We start from the raw sequence: 13,623 nt of genomic DNA on the forward strand, positions 1-13,623 counted from the left end.
GTTCTCGGGGGCCCGGGGTGGGGAGGACGGCCCGGCCGGGCCCCCGAGGGGATCAGTGCTACTCGGCGGTCTTGCGGCCGCGCCGGGCGGCGGGCTTGGTCTCCGGATCGGGTTCCGGCTCGGGACCGGGTTCCGGCTCGGGGCCGGGTTCCGGAGCCGGGCACTGTTCTCCCCCCTCACCCGGACCCGTCTGCGGCACAGTCACCGGATCGGGGCTGAAGTCAGGCAGCTGCCCCCCGACCCACGCCGCCGGGTTGGAGACCAGCCGGGCCAGGCGCGGCTCCGGCCGGCAGCCAGCCTTCAGCACGACCGTCTGGTGGGTGTCGGGGTCAGTGACGAACACGCTGGCCTCCAACTCCACGGTCACCACACCTTCGCGGTGATGTGGATGTCCGGGACGTACATCACCGGCATCGCGGCGGCGGAGCCCTTGGTCCAAACCTGCGGCGGGTCGTCGCTGTAGCCGTGGGTGACGATGATGCCTGGGGCCTCCTCCCGGATGATCGACGGGTTGGATCCGTTGGACAGCACCAGGGCCTCGGCGGTCACGCCGTACTGCGTCTCGGCCCACTGGGTGGGGTTCGGGGGCAGCAGGATGTACAGGTTCTCGGGGAGCGCGCGCACGTCGGTGCCGTTGTCCAGCGGGATCGGCACGTCGTAGATGGTGATCGGCGGCAGACCGTAACGGGCCCGCACGACGTCGACCTCAGTCTGGGCAAGGACCGCTGTGGGCAGGGTCGCCCCAGGCGCGGCACCGTAGTACGCGGCCCGGTACGACTGGTTGTCCTGCATGAGGGCGCGGGCCTTGTACGAGGTCAGTACCCGGGCCGGCAGCGGCGCGCCGATCGAACGCAGGTACTCGATCCACTTCCTCTCGTCGCCGATCATGTCCGCGGTCGGATCGGTCCACGGCACGGCGGCGGTGGGCATGTTCGCGGCCGGGACCTGGGCGTCGTACTCGGTGTACATGCCGTTCTCGCCCGCGAGCGTGAACTTGCCGTCGGTGAGCAGATCGCCGACGGCCAGCTCCAGGCGGGAGCGGATCGAGGTGACGTGCGCGGCGATGTCGTCGTACAGCCGCTCGATGATGTCTCCGTCGTCCATGCCCCGGGAGGTGTCGAGGAGGATCTGCTCCAGCTCACCGATGATGAACTTCTGGCCGAGCGGGGGCAACATGCCCTCGGTCACGGTCTTGGTGAGCTCGCGCGACCCGATCGGGGTCGTCGAGTCCCACGTGCGGTACTTGGCCGCGGCGATGCGGCGCTTCGTCTGCTTCGTGCGCCACTTCACGCTGTTGAGCGTGCGGACGGGCATCACCGTGTTGGTGAGCTCGTAGTCCGCCGGTGACTTGATTGCCCGCACGAATGCGTGGATCTCGGTTGCGTCGATCCCCTTGAGGAGGTTCGCGAGCATCTCGATAGCCATGGGTCAGCCTCCTCAGATGCCGATGTAGTGGATGAGCGCCGTGGTGGAACCGGGCGCGGGCGGGATGAACCCGGGGACGGGCAGCTTCGACACGTCGACCTGGCCGTGAACGCGCAGCGCCACGACGGCCTTGGACGCCCCGGGGTTGAACGGGACGTCGGCTTCCAGGAACCCGGCCAGGACCTCGGTGCCGTCCGAAGCGGTCGCGGTTCCGCCGCCGGTGGGGGTGGTGACGTTCACGGCCGGGGTGGTGCCGCCGGTCAGGCCGCCCGCGTTGGCGGTCATCTGCGGGACGTTGACGCCGAGGAAGTGGCCGACGAACGCGACGGTGTACGGGCCGCCCGCGGCGCCGGTGACCTTCACGTCGCCGACGGCGATGTTGTTCAGCGCCTCCAGCGCGGCCTGCACCTGTGCCGGGGTCGCGTTGTAGGCGATCGCCGCAGTGGTCTGGGCGTTGTAGGTGAGGGTGTACGTTCCGCCGGTCGGTCCGCCGGTGATGGTGACGGTCTGCGTCTCGGACGTCGGCGGGCTGTACGGCGCGTAGAGGCCGGACTCGTTGAGGCGGCCGAGCGGGATGCCGCTCTTGATGGTGCAGTACGGCTGGGAGACGCCGGAGCCGCGCACCCAGTGCAGACCCTCGGTGAACCGGGTGAGGTCGAGGGTCGCGGGCTGGTTGAGTTCGGTGCCATGGACGCCGGCGAGCCAGCGCCGGTTCGCAGTGTGGGTCGTGGTGGTGGTGATCGGCTGGATGGACACGCCGGATCCCTCCCTGGGGGCAGGTGTCTGCTGGGGGCGGTGGGCACCTGGTGGTGCCGTCCACGGGGAGGGAAGGGCGTGGTCCCTAGTACTGCGGATGGTGCAAGGGGGTCAGGCGAGACCCATGGCCTGTGCGCGGGCGCGCCCGCGGTCTCCGGCCTTCACCACCGACCCGGAAGTGCGGTTCGGCGGGCCTCCGGCCGGGGCACCGCCGGGCGCCGGCGGCATACCCGGCACCACGGTGCTGGTGAAGAGCTTCGGCTTGCTCGCCTTCAGCGCCTCGACGGCGGTGAGCAGCGCGGCATCGTCGGCATCGTCGGCGACTGTACGGCTGAGGAAGGCCTGTGCGACGTCGAGGTCGCCCGGGTCGACACCGGCCCGGGCGAGGGCCGCCTGCTGCTTGGCCTCGCGAAGTACCGTCTGGGCGGTCGCGGCCGCTGTGGCGGCAGCGGCCTCCTTCGCGGCGAGCGCGGCCTCCCGGGCTTCCAGGTCGGCGGCGCGGCGCTGCTCCTCCGTCAGGGCGGCGTCACGCGCGGTCTTGGCGTCCGTGATGAACGTCTTCAGCTGCTCGTCGGTGATGTTCTCGGCGTCGAGGCCGGCGGCCTCGGCGAGCGTGCGCAACGTGGCGGTGGCGCCCTGTTTCTTCTCCTTGGCCAGGAGGTGGCTGAGGTGGCGCTGCGTGTAGGTGAGGACCGGTTCACCGGTGTTCCCCGGGTCGGGCTGGCCCGGGGTGGGCGGGGGTGTGCTCTGCTGGCCGGTGCGGGCGGCGAGTTCGGCCGGGGTCGGTACCGGGGTACCACCGCCGCCGGACGGGGCGGGCGGGGTCGGCTCGGGCGGGGTGTTGTACAGGGTAGCCGCCGCCAGGAGCTGGCGGCGCATCTCGGCACGGCGCATGGGTGTCCTCTGTCCTCCACCGTGAACGCCCCCGCGCCACTACCGAGTGTAGGGGCGATCATGGTGTGCTCTGTCGCCGTGTCACCTGGTCTTGCCCTGTTCAGGGGTGCTGGGCACGGACGGCGGGGTGCCGGGTTGGGGCGGCTGGGGTACCTGCTGGGGCAGAACCACGGTCGGGGGCTGTTCCGGGGGCGGGCCTTGGAGGTGGAGGAAGTCGCGGACGGCCTGCGGGTCACCAGTGGCGTCCGCGAGCTGGCCGGCCGCGGCGAACTGGCGGGCCTCGATCTGGCGGATCTCCTCTTCGGCGTCGTCGACTGTCCATCCGGCCTCGATGAGGCGGTGGATTGCGGTCTCGAGGCTGATCAGCCCGGCGGTGTAGGCGGTGGCGATGTCCTGGAGCAGGCCGGCCAGGTCGGTGGGGGTGTAGGGGCCGAACTCGAGGTCGGCCGGGACAATCGGACCGGTCCAGTCGGGGTGCTGGCCGGCCTGGTGGATGCGCTGAACGAATTTCAGCAGAAGCCTGTACTTGTGGGCTCGGGCGAGGCGGCCGGAGGCGACCATCATGTCCAGCGGGCTCATGGTGAGGGACAGGGCGTAGCCGGACGGCATCTGGGCCTGGTCGGCGGTGCCGAGGGCGACGGCGGGCATCCGCAGGTTCGCGGAGAGCCGGTCGAGGAGGTCGTGTCCGGCGTTGCGAAGTTCAGCAAGTTGGGCGGCGGTGTTGAGGACGTCCATCCGGCCGCCGGTCTCCAGCTTCAGCATCATGCCGGCCTGGACCTGGACGTTGTGCTGGCGGGTCTCGAGGCCGGACACGGCGATGACGGGCATGCCGGTGGTGCTGGTGGCGTGCGCGGTGTCGGTGTCGCTGCCGGCGAGGTCGTCCAGGAGCTGTAGGACGCGGGCCAGGGCCGGGCGGCCCCAGTGTTCTTCGGCGTCCGGGATGGTGTTGGGGACGTGGACGACCGGAATGAAGTCGATCATGAGGTCGAGGCGGTCGAGGACTTCGCCGTCCTCACGGACCGCGTACTGGGCGTGGGCCCGGGGCAGGGTGTGGACGTCGATGTCGCCGGTCAGGTCCTCCATCAGCCAGGTGGCGTCGGTGAGGTAGCACGTCCACACGGACGGGCCGTCGTTCCACGCGTACTGGCGGCTGATCACCCCGTTGTCGTAGACGTCGCCCGGTGCGATCTGCAGCGTGGTGTCGTCCTGCTCCACCGGGGCGCGCACCGGCCGGCCGTTGCCGTCGGCGGTGGAGCTCCGGGCCGGGCCGACGTAGTCGAGTTCCCAGGTGACGCGCCTGACCCGGGCCTTGAGGCCGCGCTGGGGGTCGGCGGGGAGTTCCCAGGCGAGGTGCACGCAGCGGGGGAACTCGTTGCCCGGCTCTTCGCTGGGCTCGAAGAAATAGAAGCCCGGGTCGGTGGCGACCAGGCGGACGCGCTGCCGCTCGGGATCCCATGCCAGGTAGTACACCCCGTCGCCCTGGACGACGGTCTTGCGCTCGGCCTGCTGGAGACGTAGCGAGAACAGCTCGTCTTCCGCCCACTTGCGCAGCCGCTCCTGCACGGCCTGGGCGTGCTCGACGTCCGCGCCGCCGTCACCGGTCCGGTCAGCACCCTTGACGACGATGTGCTGCTCACGGCCGAGGATGTGCGCCATGATCGCGTCGTTGAACATGGCGACGTCGCCGTACTCGCGGCGGTCGTCGTCGGTGCCGCTCTGGATCGCGGCGAGCGCCCCGGCCTGGTTGAGGTCGTAGGCGACCATCGTCTTGTAGGCGGCGAGACGGCGGGCGTCCTCAGCGGGCACCCAGCGGGCGTGCGCCTCGGGGTAGGCACGCCGGTTCGGCGCCCCTCCCTGCGAGCTGAACACCGGTTTGTAGTTCAGCCAGCTCCACGCGTCCAATATGAACTGCCAGATCTTCATGGGTCCTTCCTCAGGCATTGGTGGTCAGCGGCGGCCGGGCAGTGGGCCGCGGGTGTAGGAGTCGGCGGATCCGCCGCTGGCGGAGTCGGCGAGTTCGGTGAGTGCGTGCACGCAGGCATCCATGCGGTCCGGGGAGTCCATGCCGGGCATCCACGTGACCATCTGGCCCTCCAGTTCCACGAACTCCCCGACGTGGTGGACGCCGCTCTGGAAGTAGAGCTGGGCAACCGGTTCGGCGCGGAGCCGTTTGCCTTTCTTGGCGAAAACGTCGATCAACCGGGGGCACAGCAGGCCTCCGGTGAGGCCTTCGCGATCAAGCTCGGCCCAGGCCTGCCGCACAACTTGACGAGCCATGTCACCGCCGAAGTTGTTCTCCACGCCGATAGCGTCAGCGCCGAGCTCGATGGCGAGTAGGCAGGCCTGTCGGCCCCACTGTTCCGCGCCGAGCTTGGCTGAACGGTCGGCCAGGACGTACAGGCCGCCCTGGACGTCGCGTCCGGCTGCGACGATGCCGACTTCGTCGCGCAGTGCGTCGCCGCCGGACGGGTCGATGAAGACGACCACCCGAGTGAGGGTGATACCGCGTAGCGCCTCCGGGGTGATGCGGTTGTCGCTGATCCACGACCAGCGCCAGACCCCGCCCTCCATGGGTCTGGGCCTCTGCTGGTAGAGGGCCCACCAGATGCGTTCGCCGACAGCCTTGCGGGTCTCGGCGAGTTCCTGCTCGTCGTAGCGGGACGGCCACAGGGCGGCGCCGATCGGTCGGCCGAGGATGTCGTCCGCGGAGTCGGCGATCGCTGGGAGGTTGATGCGCTCCCAGCCGTCGGGGTCCTGCTGGAGGATGCGTCCGCAAAGATCATCTTCGTGCCAGCGGGTGTTGATGATGATCTGTGAGGCACCGGGCGCGCGGCGGGTGTAGAAGACCGAGCGGTACCACTCCCACACGCGATCGCGCTGTGAAGGGCTGCCGGCGTCGTCAGAACCCTTGAACGGGTCGTCGACGATGCCCAGGTCGAAGCCCTTGCCCGTCAAACTGCCGCCGACGCCGGCGGTGACCATGCCGCCGCGTACCGCGGAGCGTGGCGGCGCGATGAAGTCGAAGCGGTTCGCCGCCCGGGAACCGGGGTGGAGCTTGACGCCGAGCAGGTCGGTGTGCTCGTTGACCAGGTCGCGGACCCAGCGGCCGTGGTCGTCGGCCAGCTCGCTGCCGTAGGAGGCGAGCATGATGCGCTTGAGCGGTTGGCGGCGGGCAAACCACAGCGGGCCCCAGCGGGACGCGCGCTGACTCTTCCCGTGACGGGGCGGCATCTCCACCATCGCCTTGATGCGCTCGCCAGCCTCGATCCGCCGGTACAGGCCGTCAATCAGGTCGAGGTGCGGGGCCTGGAGCTCAACACCGTCGGTCAGCACGGTGGCCATATGGCCGGGCGAGCGGTCCATGAGCATGCCGCGTTCAACGCGGGCCAGGTGAACGCGCATCGGTGGCTTCACCTGGGCGGCCATAACCTCCCGGTCAGCGGGGGGGAGCTTCTTGTACTCCTCGATGACGGCGGCGAGTTCGGCGTCCGGGTCGCGGCGCTTCTTCTTACCCACCGGCCGGCCCCTGCTGCTTGTCGGCGGCCGCGTTGAGGGCGATGAGCTTGCGCAGCTCGTCCACCGACTCGATGTCGATCAGCGGGGCGCCGTCGGCACCGGTGACCTCGGTGCGCACCGGACGCTTGACGCCCTGAACTTCGTCGAGGCGTGCGAGGACGCGCAGCGCCTGGTCGCGGGCCTTGGACCGGCGATCGGCCATCTTGAGGCGGTCTTCAGGGTCTTCCCAGATGTCCGGGTCGTCGTCGGCGCTGGCCTCGGCGAGGGCGTCGCGGAGCAGCTGCTCGTACTGGGCGACGCGCAGGCGGCGCAGCGCGTCCAGGTCGTCGTCGTACCGCGACTGGGAGGCCTTGAGGGCGCGGGCGATGTCCTTGGCGACGGCCTGGACGAGGCGGCTGTCGGCGAGCGGGGGTTCGCCGGCCTTGTAGCGGTCGGCGCCGTAGCCCTCAGGCACGGCCTTGCCGCGGGTGTTGTGTGCGGGGTCGGCGTAGAGGTGCCGGCCGATCTCGAGGTGCGACCAGCCGAGGGTGAGCTTCAAGCGCACGGCTTCGGCGCGCCGGGCCTGGACGGCCTGGCGCGTGGTGTCGTGCCCGGGGGGTCCGGCCATGCCTCGCTCCATGCACCCCCGCGCACACGGTCCATGATCCCCTACAGGTGGTGGTGCTCGGTCCTGCCAGCTCACGGGTGTGTTACGGGTTCAGGTGTTCGGGGCTCCTGTGGTCGGCCGGGGTGGGAGGATCCGCCGCATGCGGATACGGGTACGAACGGTGGCGGTGGTGGGTGTGGTGCTGGCCGGGGTTGCGGGGTGTTCGGGCGGAACGGGCGGCGGGCCGGCAGCGGGGTCGGCTCAGGACTCGCCGGCAGTCTCGAGTACGCCGGTGACGGCTGGTACGACGGCGGCGGTGCGCGGGCGGGAGCTGGTGGTGCTGCTGGAGGGGCGGCTGCAGCCGCCGCAGACCGTCCGGTGCCTGAACGGGGGCGGGCGGGAGTGCGCGCTGTGGCTCGGGGCGGTCGCCAAGCTGGCGGCGGTGGACGCCCCGAACCTCGTGGACCGGTACCCGGTGGACGCCGTCCGGGCGGGGAGGGTGGCGGAGCTGATCGGCCGGGTGGGATCGGCGGGTGACTCCTACAGCCGCGGCCGGTGCGAGGACCAGGCGTCGTTCGGGCAGGGTTCGCAGTGCGAGACGGACGCGGCGGGGATCGCGGTGGGGGCCCGGCTGCTGGCTGACGAGCTGAAGGCTCAATGGCCCTGACAGGCCGAGGAGTTGGGGTGACGCGCTGGCCCCGGCGGTTTCCGTTGCTGTGCACGGGGGGAGTTCACAGTTCATACGGAGGCCGGGGCCTGGCGCGTGGTTCGATGCTGGGGCAGGGCGGGAGCGGTGTCAACGCGGCCCAGGGCTGCTGGCTGCTGTGCGCAGCTGCTGGATGACGACGGAGATGTCGGGGATGTTCGGCCAGGTACCGGCGGCGCGGGCGCAGCGCAGGGTCGGGGACGGGACGGGGCGCTGGGTCTGGGCGGCCGCGGACGGCTGGAGGACGGGCTGCACATCAACCACCTCGTTGTCGTAGGGCGGGGGTTCGCTTGTTGCCTCCCCGCTATCAAAGTAGCGCTCTCCGGCAGCATAATCACTTGGTACGACCGTCAACCAGAGGGTTTGTCACCGCACAGCGGGTGGGGCGCGCTACTTTGATAGCGATTATTCTAGCTTTGGACACGACAAGAAAGCGGGGGCAGGGGTGAGCCGAGCAGACACTCCCCAGGCCGTGAAGCAGGCCCGGACCATCGCGGGCCGGCTGAATGACCTGATCAACGCCGTGAACGAGGCACGCAACCTGGCCAACTCACCGCACATCACGTACACCGAGCTGGTGGAACGTGCCTATGAGGCCACGCAGCCGGCCCGGCATCTCTCCACCGACAGCGTTCGGCACATCAGGGAGGCACGCAACGGCCGGGGACTGGCGCCGAACCCCACCGTGGCGACCCTTGACGCACTCGGTGCCGCATTCGGCCTGCGCAACGGTGCCCGCTACTTCCTCAGTGATGCCGAGATGGCCGCGGGGATGCTGGACCAGGTGCGTGAAGCCCACGGTCTGTCGGCCACGCGCGGGAACGATGGGGTTGCCGGGCTGATGCACCGTGCTGCCGAGCTCGGGCCGGCGAACCGCCGGGTGGTCAGCTCGCTCATGGACCAGCTGCTGGAGATCGAACGGCTGCACCGTTCACCGTAGCCAGGTCAGGTGCCGGTGTGTTTGGATGCGCACCTCTCTGTTCCTCCCCGCACGCCTCCGCCGGCCTGCACGTTCACAGCCGAAGGTCCCTCATGCCCCTCCCCAGAGGTCTCCGCAGCCGCTGCGAGAAGATCCTCAGCAACCTGCCGATACCCGACCCGTTCAGCGCTGACGCGTTCGCGGACGCGCTTGCCGAGCACCGTGGCCGGCCCATCTCCATGCACCCGCTGCCGTCGACGGCCGACACCGCTGCCCACACGGGCCTGTGGGTGCCCCTGGCGTCGGTCGACGCAGTCTTCTACGAGTCCCGGACCAGCCTGGCCCACCAGACCCTGATCAAACTGCACGAGCTCGGCCACATCGCGGCCGGCCACCAGCCTGACTACAACCCCGAGATGATCCAGCAGGCGTTCCCGGACATGGAACCGCGCTATGTTGCGAAGCTGTTCGGGCTGCCGAGGGCCAGCTACGACTCCGTCGAGGAGCAGGAGGCGGAGACGATCGCGCTGCTGCTCGCGAGCCGGCTGGGCTCGGGCCGGGGAACGACGCCGGACGGCAAGCGGCTGACGGCCACACTCGCACATCCCGTGCGCCAGGACTACGGGACGGCGGGTACCCGGTGAACCTCATCCTGTTCGGTCTGCTTCCGGTCGCGCTGATCGGCCAGTGTCTGTGGCGGCTGCCGGCTGCGGTCAGGGACGGCAACCGCACCTCGCGGTCGTTGTCGCTGAGCGTCGGCGCGCTGGGAACTGCCCTGGCGGCCGGCGGGCCCGCCATCGACAGCGGCTTCCTGCACCACTGGGTGCCCGGCCTGCCGGTGCTGCTGCGCCACCTGTTCGGCATGGGCTCGATCGCCTGCCTCTTCGACTACCTCTACGCGGTACACGACGCCTCCCCGCGTCGGATCCGGGCGAACTTCCCGCTGGTCGGTGTTGCCGCGGCCGTGATGGGGGTGCTGTTCTTCACCGCAGTGCCCCGGCCGGCGACGCCCTACGCCAACGACATCATCGTCCAGCACTTCGACGACCCCTGGGTGACCGCCTACCTGGCCATCTTCTACACCTACCTCGGTGCGTCGATGCTGATCGGGGCTCTGGTGTTCTTGGGTGGGCGGCGGGGTGTGCCGAAGGGGCTGGCCCGGACCGGCGTCACGAGTCTGGCGCTGGGCTGTTCCCTGGGGGTGGTGTACACGCTGCACCGGGTAATGATCATGATGGGGACGATCGCCGACCTCGGGTACGGGTACAACGCCCAGGTCGACGCACTGTCCGACGTGATCATCGTGTTGTCGATCCTGCTGATCGTCACTGGCCTGGTGCTCGCTCCGATGCGGGCGCTGGTGCGCTACGTCCGGGACCAGTACGCGCTGTGGCGGATCTACCCGCTGTGGTCCGACATCGCCGACCAGTTCCCCCACCTCGTGATGGGTGAACGGCGGTCGCGCTGGCGGGAGCTGTTCACCATCGGGGACCGGACGATCGATGTGGCACACAGCGCGTTCACCGTCCGGGACGGGTTCCTGTCGCTCCAGCCGTACGCGGAGCCGGGGACGGCGCGGTCGGCGGCGGTCGGTTCGGATCCGGGGGCGGAAGCCCTGTGGGTGCGGTCGGCGCTGAGGCGCAAGGCAGCTGGTGAGACGGAGGGCCCGAAGCAGCACGACGAGCTGGCGGAGCAGGACTTGCGGGCGCCGGAGCGGGAAATCCGGTGGGCGATGGACGTGGCCGCGCAGTACACCAGGGGGGCGGTGTGAGCGAGCAGTCCGGGATGTTGTGGCAGGTGGCACGGCGGGTCAGTGACTGGGTGGACCCGAAGAACGTCATCGTGGTGGTGTCGCTGGGGTTCGGCGTTCACTACGGCTGGGCCGGCCTCGGCTGGGCAGCGCTCGCCATCGTCTTCGCCGCAGTGGTCCCGATGGCGTACATCGTCTACGGGAAGTCGGGCGGGCGCTGGTCCGAGCGGCATCTGACGAACCGCATCAAGCGGATGTCGGTGCTGCCGGTGATCAGCGCGTCTGCTGCGGCGGGGATCGCGCTGGAGGCGGTGACGTCGGCGCCGTGTCCGATGATCGCGCTGACGGCGGCGATGTGGGCGACGATCACGGCGATCTGGCCGGTGACCCGGTGGTACAAGATCAGCGTGCACGCGGCGGTGACGGCCGGTTCGGTCGTGATGCTGGCTCAGGCGTACGGCTGGTGGTGGCTGCTCGGTCTGGTGGTGGTGCCGGTGCTCGGGTGGGCGCGGGTGCGGGTGCAGGAGCACACCGTGGGGCAGGTCGTCTCCGGGGCGCTGCTCGGCCTGGTGGTGGCCGGCGGGGTGTTCGCGCTGGTGCGGTAGGACCCGGGTTCTGCGGGGCCGCGGTGGTTGCGCCACCATCCTGCGGTGCCGCGCTGTGGAGGGGTCAGCGCGGCGCGGCGGGGTGGTGGCGCAGCTGGTTGATGAGGGTGGTGACGTCCGGTGTGTAGCCGGGTGGGGTGCCGGCCGCGCGGGCGCAGCGCAGGGTCGGCGGGAGAGGGTCGTCGGTGCCGGGGCCCGGGGTGGGGTCGGGCACGGCCCGCAAGTGTGTGCGTGGTGAGGGTTGCCTTAGTTGGGGTGAAGAGTTTTTGTTCGGCATGTTCGGTGCCCCCCTTGGCATTTCGTCCCCCTGTGTGACGGATGATCTCCCTCATGTGATTGTGGCTTACCCGCAGGGTGTTTTACAGGGAAGATTCGTCCCTATAGAAAAGGTAAAATCGGTCGCGTTGCGGTTGAGTCTGTCGGCGTGTCGGTAAAGGGAGCATCAGCCAAGGTGGACAGAAGGCACGTTCCGGACAGAACTGCCCTTAAGGCGTTCCTCGCCGCCCGGCGGGCGGAGATCGACCCGACCGACCTGGAACTCCCCCCGAGCCGCACCGAAGGCTCGGGCCGGCGGGCCCCCGGCCTGACCCAGGACCACATGGACCACCTGACAGGACGGGCACTGGGCACATACGGGCGCTTCGAGTGCGGCCGCTCCCGCGGCGCCGTACCCCCCGAGTACGTCGAGCAGGTAGCCCGGATCCTGCACCTGGACAAGCAGGGGTGGACCACCCTGTGGCACCTGGTCTACCGGCACCAGCCACCCCACACCCTCAACCCCAACGACGGCATGACCATCGGCGGGCACTGGAAAGAAATCGTCACAGCCCACCCTCACCCCTGCTACGCGAACGACCTCGCCTGGAACGTCCTCGCACACAACACAGAATTCGCTTCCCTATTCCCCGGAAGGGAGGCACCACGCAATACGATGGAATGGATGGTCCTTTCCCCCTACGCCCGTGAAACCGGCCTGTACGACTGGGAAAACAGCTGGGCCCGCATGGTCCTGCCCCAGCTGCGGGCCGCATGCAACGAGTACCGCGAGAACCTCGAGCTGGCCGACCTGCAGAGCCGGGTCGAGGCCGACCCCGTGGCCGGCCCGCTCTACCGGTCGATGCCCGACGCCTACTACCAGCAGGACGGCGACACCCGCCAGATGTGGGATGCCGGCCAGAACCGCCTGATCTCCGTCACGATCGCCCCGTCCATGCCGCTCGGAGCCCCCGGCGCCCGGCTGATGTTCCTGCTCCCCGACTACCGCGCCGACGCGACGCTGCGCCGCTGAACCAGCACCGCCCTACCCCAGAGGGGGAACTCCCATGCCGCACGCCTACATAGCCCGGCCGCACTCCGTACTCGGTGAGCACGTCGTGACGATCCAGGAGCTGATCGACGACATCACCGTCCGGCACGCCGACCACCCCCGGATGGGGGTGATCAAGCGGGTCCTCGCCAAGTCCCCGGCGGCGCGCCGCTTCTCGCAGCCGCTGGACGTCGTCCTGGCCGACCGCACCGTCGAGGAACGCAACACCACCGCGATCGCCGACGTCCTGGCAATGACCACCGCAGCCTGCGAGGCGGCACTGAAGGCCACCGGGACGGCCCCGGACGACGTGGACTGCATCATCACCACCAGCAGCACCACGGACTGGGTTCCCGGCCTCGACATCCACCTCCAGGACGCGCTGGGCCTGCCGGCCACGGTCAGCCGGTGGCCGATGACGCAACTGGGTTGCGGGGGCGGTGCACACGCCCTGGTGATGGCCGCGACCTACGTTCGGGCGCACCCGGGAACGCGGGTGCTGGTGGCCGGCGGGGAGTCGCTGTCGAGCATGTACCACCACGGTGACGACCGGATCGAGCACATGATCTACAAGGCGCTGTGGGGGGACTCCGGTATCGCCACAGTCGTATCGGACTCACCTCTCGGCCCGGGTCTGGCCGTTGGGGAGACGTGGGAGTACGTCATCCCTGGCACGAAGACCCGCTACAGGAAGCGGGTCGACGAGCTCGGGATCCACTTCGACAGCGAGAAGTCCGCGACGGACTCGGTGCGCGACATGGCGCCGGAGCTGCGGAAGTGGCTGGCCGGCGGAGCGGCCGGGCCGTGGCCGCTGGAGTTCGTGGTCGCGCACACCGGCGGGGTGAGCATCCTCGACGACCTGGCGCTCGAGCTGGACGTGCCGGCCGAGTGGCTCCGGAACTCGTGGGCGTCGCTGGACGAGGAGGGCAACCTCGGCGGGCCGTCGGTGCTGCGTGTGCTGGAGCGCACGCATGCGGATCCGCCGGAGGCCGGGCAGCGGGGTCTGCTGATCGGTTTCGGGCCGGGGTTCAGTGTGTCGGCGCTGAAGACGGCGTGGCACGACGGAACAGCGTGACCGGGACGGTGGTGTCCTAGAGTGGTGTGCGGGAGTCGTAGGTGGAGCCCCCGGCCTGTGAGCAACACGGGCCGGGGGCTTCGTC

The 13,623-nt window shown here is 69.9% G+C and carries 16 protein-coding genes; 7 read left to right on the forward strand and 9 right to left on the reverse strand.

The window, feature by feature from the left end; genetic code table 11:
• Positions 1 to 58: 58 nt before the first annotated feature.
• The 7 genes from ACIO5D_RS27630 to ACIO5D_RS27660 form a co-directional block, all read right to left on the reverse strand.
• The gene (locus tag ACIO5D_RS27630; RefSeq protein WP_400798539.1) at positions 59 to 370 is read right to left on the reverse strand and encodes a hypothetical protein; all 312 of its coding nucleotides are present in this window, start codon (positions 368 to 370) and stop codon (positions 59 to 61) included.
• Entirely contained in the window at positions 364 to 1,425 is a 1,062-nt protein-coding gene (locus tag ACIO5D_RS27635; RefSeq protein ID WP_400798536.1) for a major capsid protein, read from the reverse strand. Before ACIO5D_RS27635 ends, ACIO5D_RS27630 begins: the two co-directional genes overlap by 7 nt.
• Positions 1,426 to 1,437: 12 nt before the next feature.
• Positions 1,438 to 2,181, reverse strand: coding sequence for a hypothetical protein (locus tag ACIO5D_RS27640; protein ID WP_400798534.1), 744 nt, complete (start codon positions 2,179 to 2,181; stop codon positions 1,438 to 1,440).
• 111 nt (positions 2,182 to 2,292) lie between these two features.
• Positions 2,293 to 3,075 (reverse strand): hypothetical protein, encoded by a 783-nt coding sequence (locus ACIO5D_RS27645; RefSeq protein ID WP_400798532.1) that lies wholly within the window; start codon positions 3,073 to 3,075, stop codon positions 2,293 to 2,295.
• Positions 3,076 to 3,156: 81 nt separating this feature from the next.
• Positions 3,157 to 4,998 (reverse strand): hypothetical protein, encoded by a 1,842-nt coding sequence (locus ACIO5D_RS27650; protein WP_400798529.1) that lies wholly within the window; start codon positions 4,996 to 4,998, stop codon positions 3,157 to 3,159.
• 24 nt (positions 4,999 to 5,022) lie between these two features.
• On the reverse strand, positions 5,023 to 6,591 hold the full coding sequence (locus ACIO5D_RS27655; protein ID WP_400798527.1) for a terminase large subunit domain-containing protein: 1,569 nt from the start codon (positions 6,589 to 6,591) through the stop codon (positions 5,023 to 5,025).
• Positions 6,584 to 7,198 carry a hypothetical protein gene (locus ACIO5D_RS27660; protein ID WP_400798524.1) on the reverse strand — a complete coding sequence of 205 codons (615 nt, stop codon included), beginning with the start codon at positions 7,196 to 7,198 and terminating at the stop codon, positions 6,584 to 6,586. Before ACIO5D_RS27660 ends, ACIO5D_RS27655 begins: the two co-directional genes overlap by 8 nt.
• Positions 7,199 to 7,469: 271 nt before the next feature.
• On the opposite strand from ACIO5D_RS27660, the gene ACIO5D_RS27665 reads away from it, so the two are divergent.
• Positions 7,470 to 7,844: a hypothetical protein gene (locus tag ACIO5D_RS27665; protein WP_400798522.1), complete on the forward strand. Its 375-nt coding sequence runs from the start codon at positions 7,470 to 7,472 to the stop codon at positions 7,842 to 7,844.
• Between the two features lie 129 nt (positions 7,845 to 7,973).
• Here ACIO5D_RS27665 and ACIO5D_RS27670 read toward each other — a convergent pair whose 3' ends face one another.
• Positions 7,974 to 8,147: a hypothetical protein gene (locus ACIO5D_RS27670; RefSeq protein ID WP_400798519.1), complete on the reverse strand. Its 174-nt coding sequence runs from the start codon at positions 8,145 to 8,147 to the stop codon at positions 7,974 to 7,976.
• Positions 8,148 to 8,355: 208 nt separating this feature from the next.
• Here ACIO5D_RS27670 and ACIO5D_RS27675 point away from each other — a divergent pair, with 208 nt between their 5' ends.
• The 4 genes from ACIO5D_RS27675 to ACIO5D_RS27690 all read left to right on the forward strand — a co-directional run bounded on the left by ACIO5D_RS27675 (position 8,356) and on the right by ACIO5D_RS27690 (position 11,157).
• Entirely contained in the window at positions 8,356 to 8,823 is a 468-nt protein-coding gene (locus ACIO5D_RS27675; RefSeq protein WP_400798517.1) for a hypothetical protein, read from the forward strand.
• Between the two features lie 92 nt (positions 8,824 to 8,915).
• The gene (locus tag ACIO5D_RS27680; RefSeq protein WP_400798515.1) at positions 8,916 to 9,446 is read left to right on the forward strand and encodes a hypothetical protein; all 531 of its coding nucleotides are present in this window, start codon (positions 8,916 to 8,918) and stop codon (positions 9,444 to 9,446) included.
• Positions 9,443 to 10,573, forward strand: coding sequence for an MAB_1171c family putative transporter (locus ACIO5D_RS27685; RefSeq protein ID WP_400798512.1), 1,131 nt, complete (start codon positions 9,443 to 9,445; stop codon positions 10,571 to 10,573). Before ACIO5D_RS27680 ends, ACIO5D_RS27685 begins: the two co-directional genes overlap by 4 nt.
• Complete coding sequence (locus ACIO5D_RS27690; RefSeq protein WP_400798509.1) at positions 10,570 to 11,157, forward strand: hypothetical protein; 588 nt, start codon at positions 10,570 to 10,572, stop codon at positions 11,155 to 11,157. The genes ACIO5D_RS27685 and ACIO5D_RS27690 overlap by 4 nt, the downstream gene beginning before the upstream one ends.
• A gap of 64 nt (positions 11,158 to 11,221) precedes the next feature.
• On the opposite strand, the gene ACIO5D_RS27695 is transcribed toward ACIO5D_RS27690, so the two are convergent.
• Positions 11,222 to 11,371 (reverse strand): hypothetical protein, encoded by a 150-nt coding sequence (locus ACIO5D_RS27695; protein ID WP_400798506.1) that lies wholly within the window; start codon positions 11,369 to 11,371, stop codon positions 11,222 to 11,224.
• Positions 11,372 to 11,608: 237 nt separating this feature from the next.
• Between ACIO5D_RS27695 and ACIO5D_RS27700 the strand changes: the two genes are divergently transcribed.
• Together ACIO5D_RS27700 and ACIO5D_RS27705 are read left to right on the forward strand one after the other, a co-directional pair.
• Positions 11,609 to 12,445: an XRE family transcriptional regulator gene (locus ACIO5D_RS27700; protein ID WP_400798503.1), complete on the forward strand. Its 837-nt coding sequence runs from the start codon at positions 11,609 to 11,611 to the stop codon at positions 12,443 to 12,445.
• A gap of 34 nt (positions 12,446 to 12,479) precedes the next feature.
• Positions 12,480 to 13,538 (forward strand): PhlD, encoded by a 1,059-nt coding sequence (locus tag ACIO5D_RS27705; protein WP_400798501.1) that lies wholly within the window; start codon positions 12,480 to 12,482, stop codon positions 13,536 to 13,538.
• Positions 13,539 to 13,623: the final 85 nt, after the last annotated feature.

It is taken from the genome of Kitasatospora sp. NPDC087315, assembly GCF_044744345.1.
Classification (GTDB): domain Bacteria; phylum Actinomycetota; class Actinomycetes; order Streptomycetales; family Streptomycetaceae; genus Kitasatospora.

Bases quoted from the DNA above. Each gene is read 5' to 3' on its own strand.
- ACIO5D_RS27635 (WP_400798536.1), bottom strand. From the start codon at position 1,425: ATGGCTATCGAGATGCTCGCGAACCTCCTCAAGGGGATCGACGCAACC.
- ACIO5D_RS27645 (WP_400798532.1), bottom strand. From the start codon at position 3,075: ATGCGCCGTGCCGAGATGCGCCGCCAGCTCCTGGCGGCGGCTACCCTG.
- ACIO5D_RS27650 (WP_400798529.1), bottom strand. From the start codon at position 4,998: ATGAAGATCTGGCAGTTCATATTGGACGCGTGGAGCTGGCTGAACTAC.
- ACIO5D_RS27660 (WP_400798524.1), bottom strand. From the start codon at position 7,198: ATGGCCGGACCCCCCGGGCACGACACCACGCGCCAGGCCGTCCAGGCC.
- ACIO5D_RS27680 (WP_400798515.1), top strand. From the start codon at position 8,916: ATGCCCCTCCCCAGAGGTCTCCGCAGCCGCTGCGAGAAGATCCTCAGC.
- ACIO5D_RS27705 (WP_400798501.1), top strand. From the start codon at position 12,480: ATGCCGCACGCCTACATAGCCCGGCCGCACTCCGTACTCGGTGAGCAC.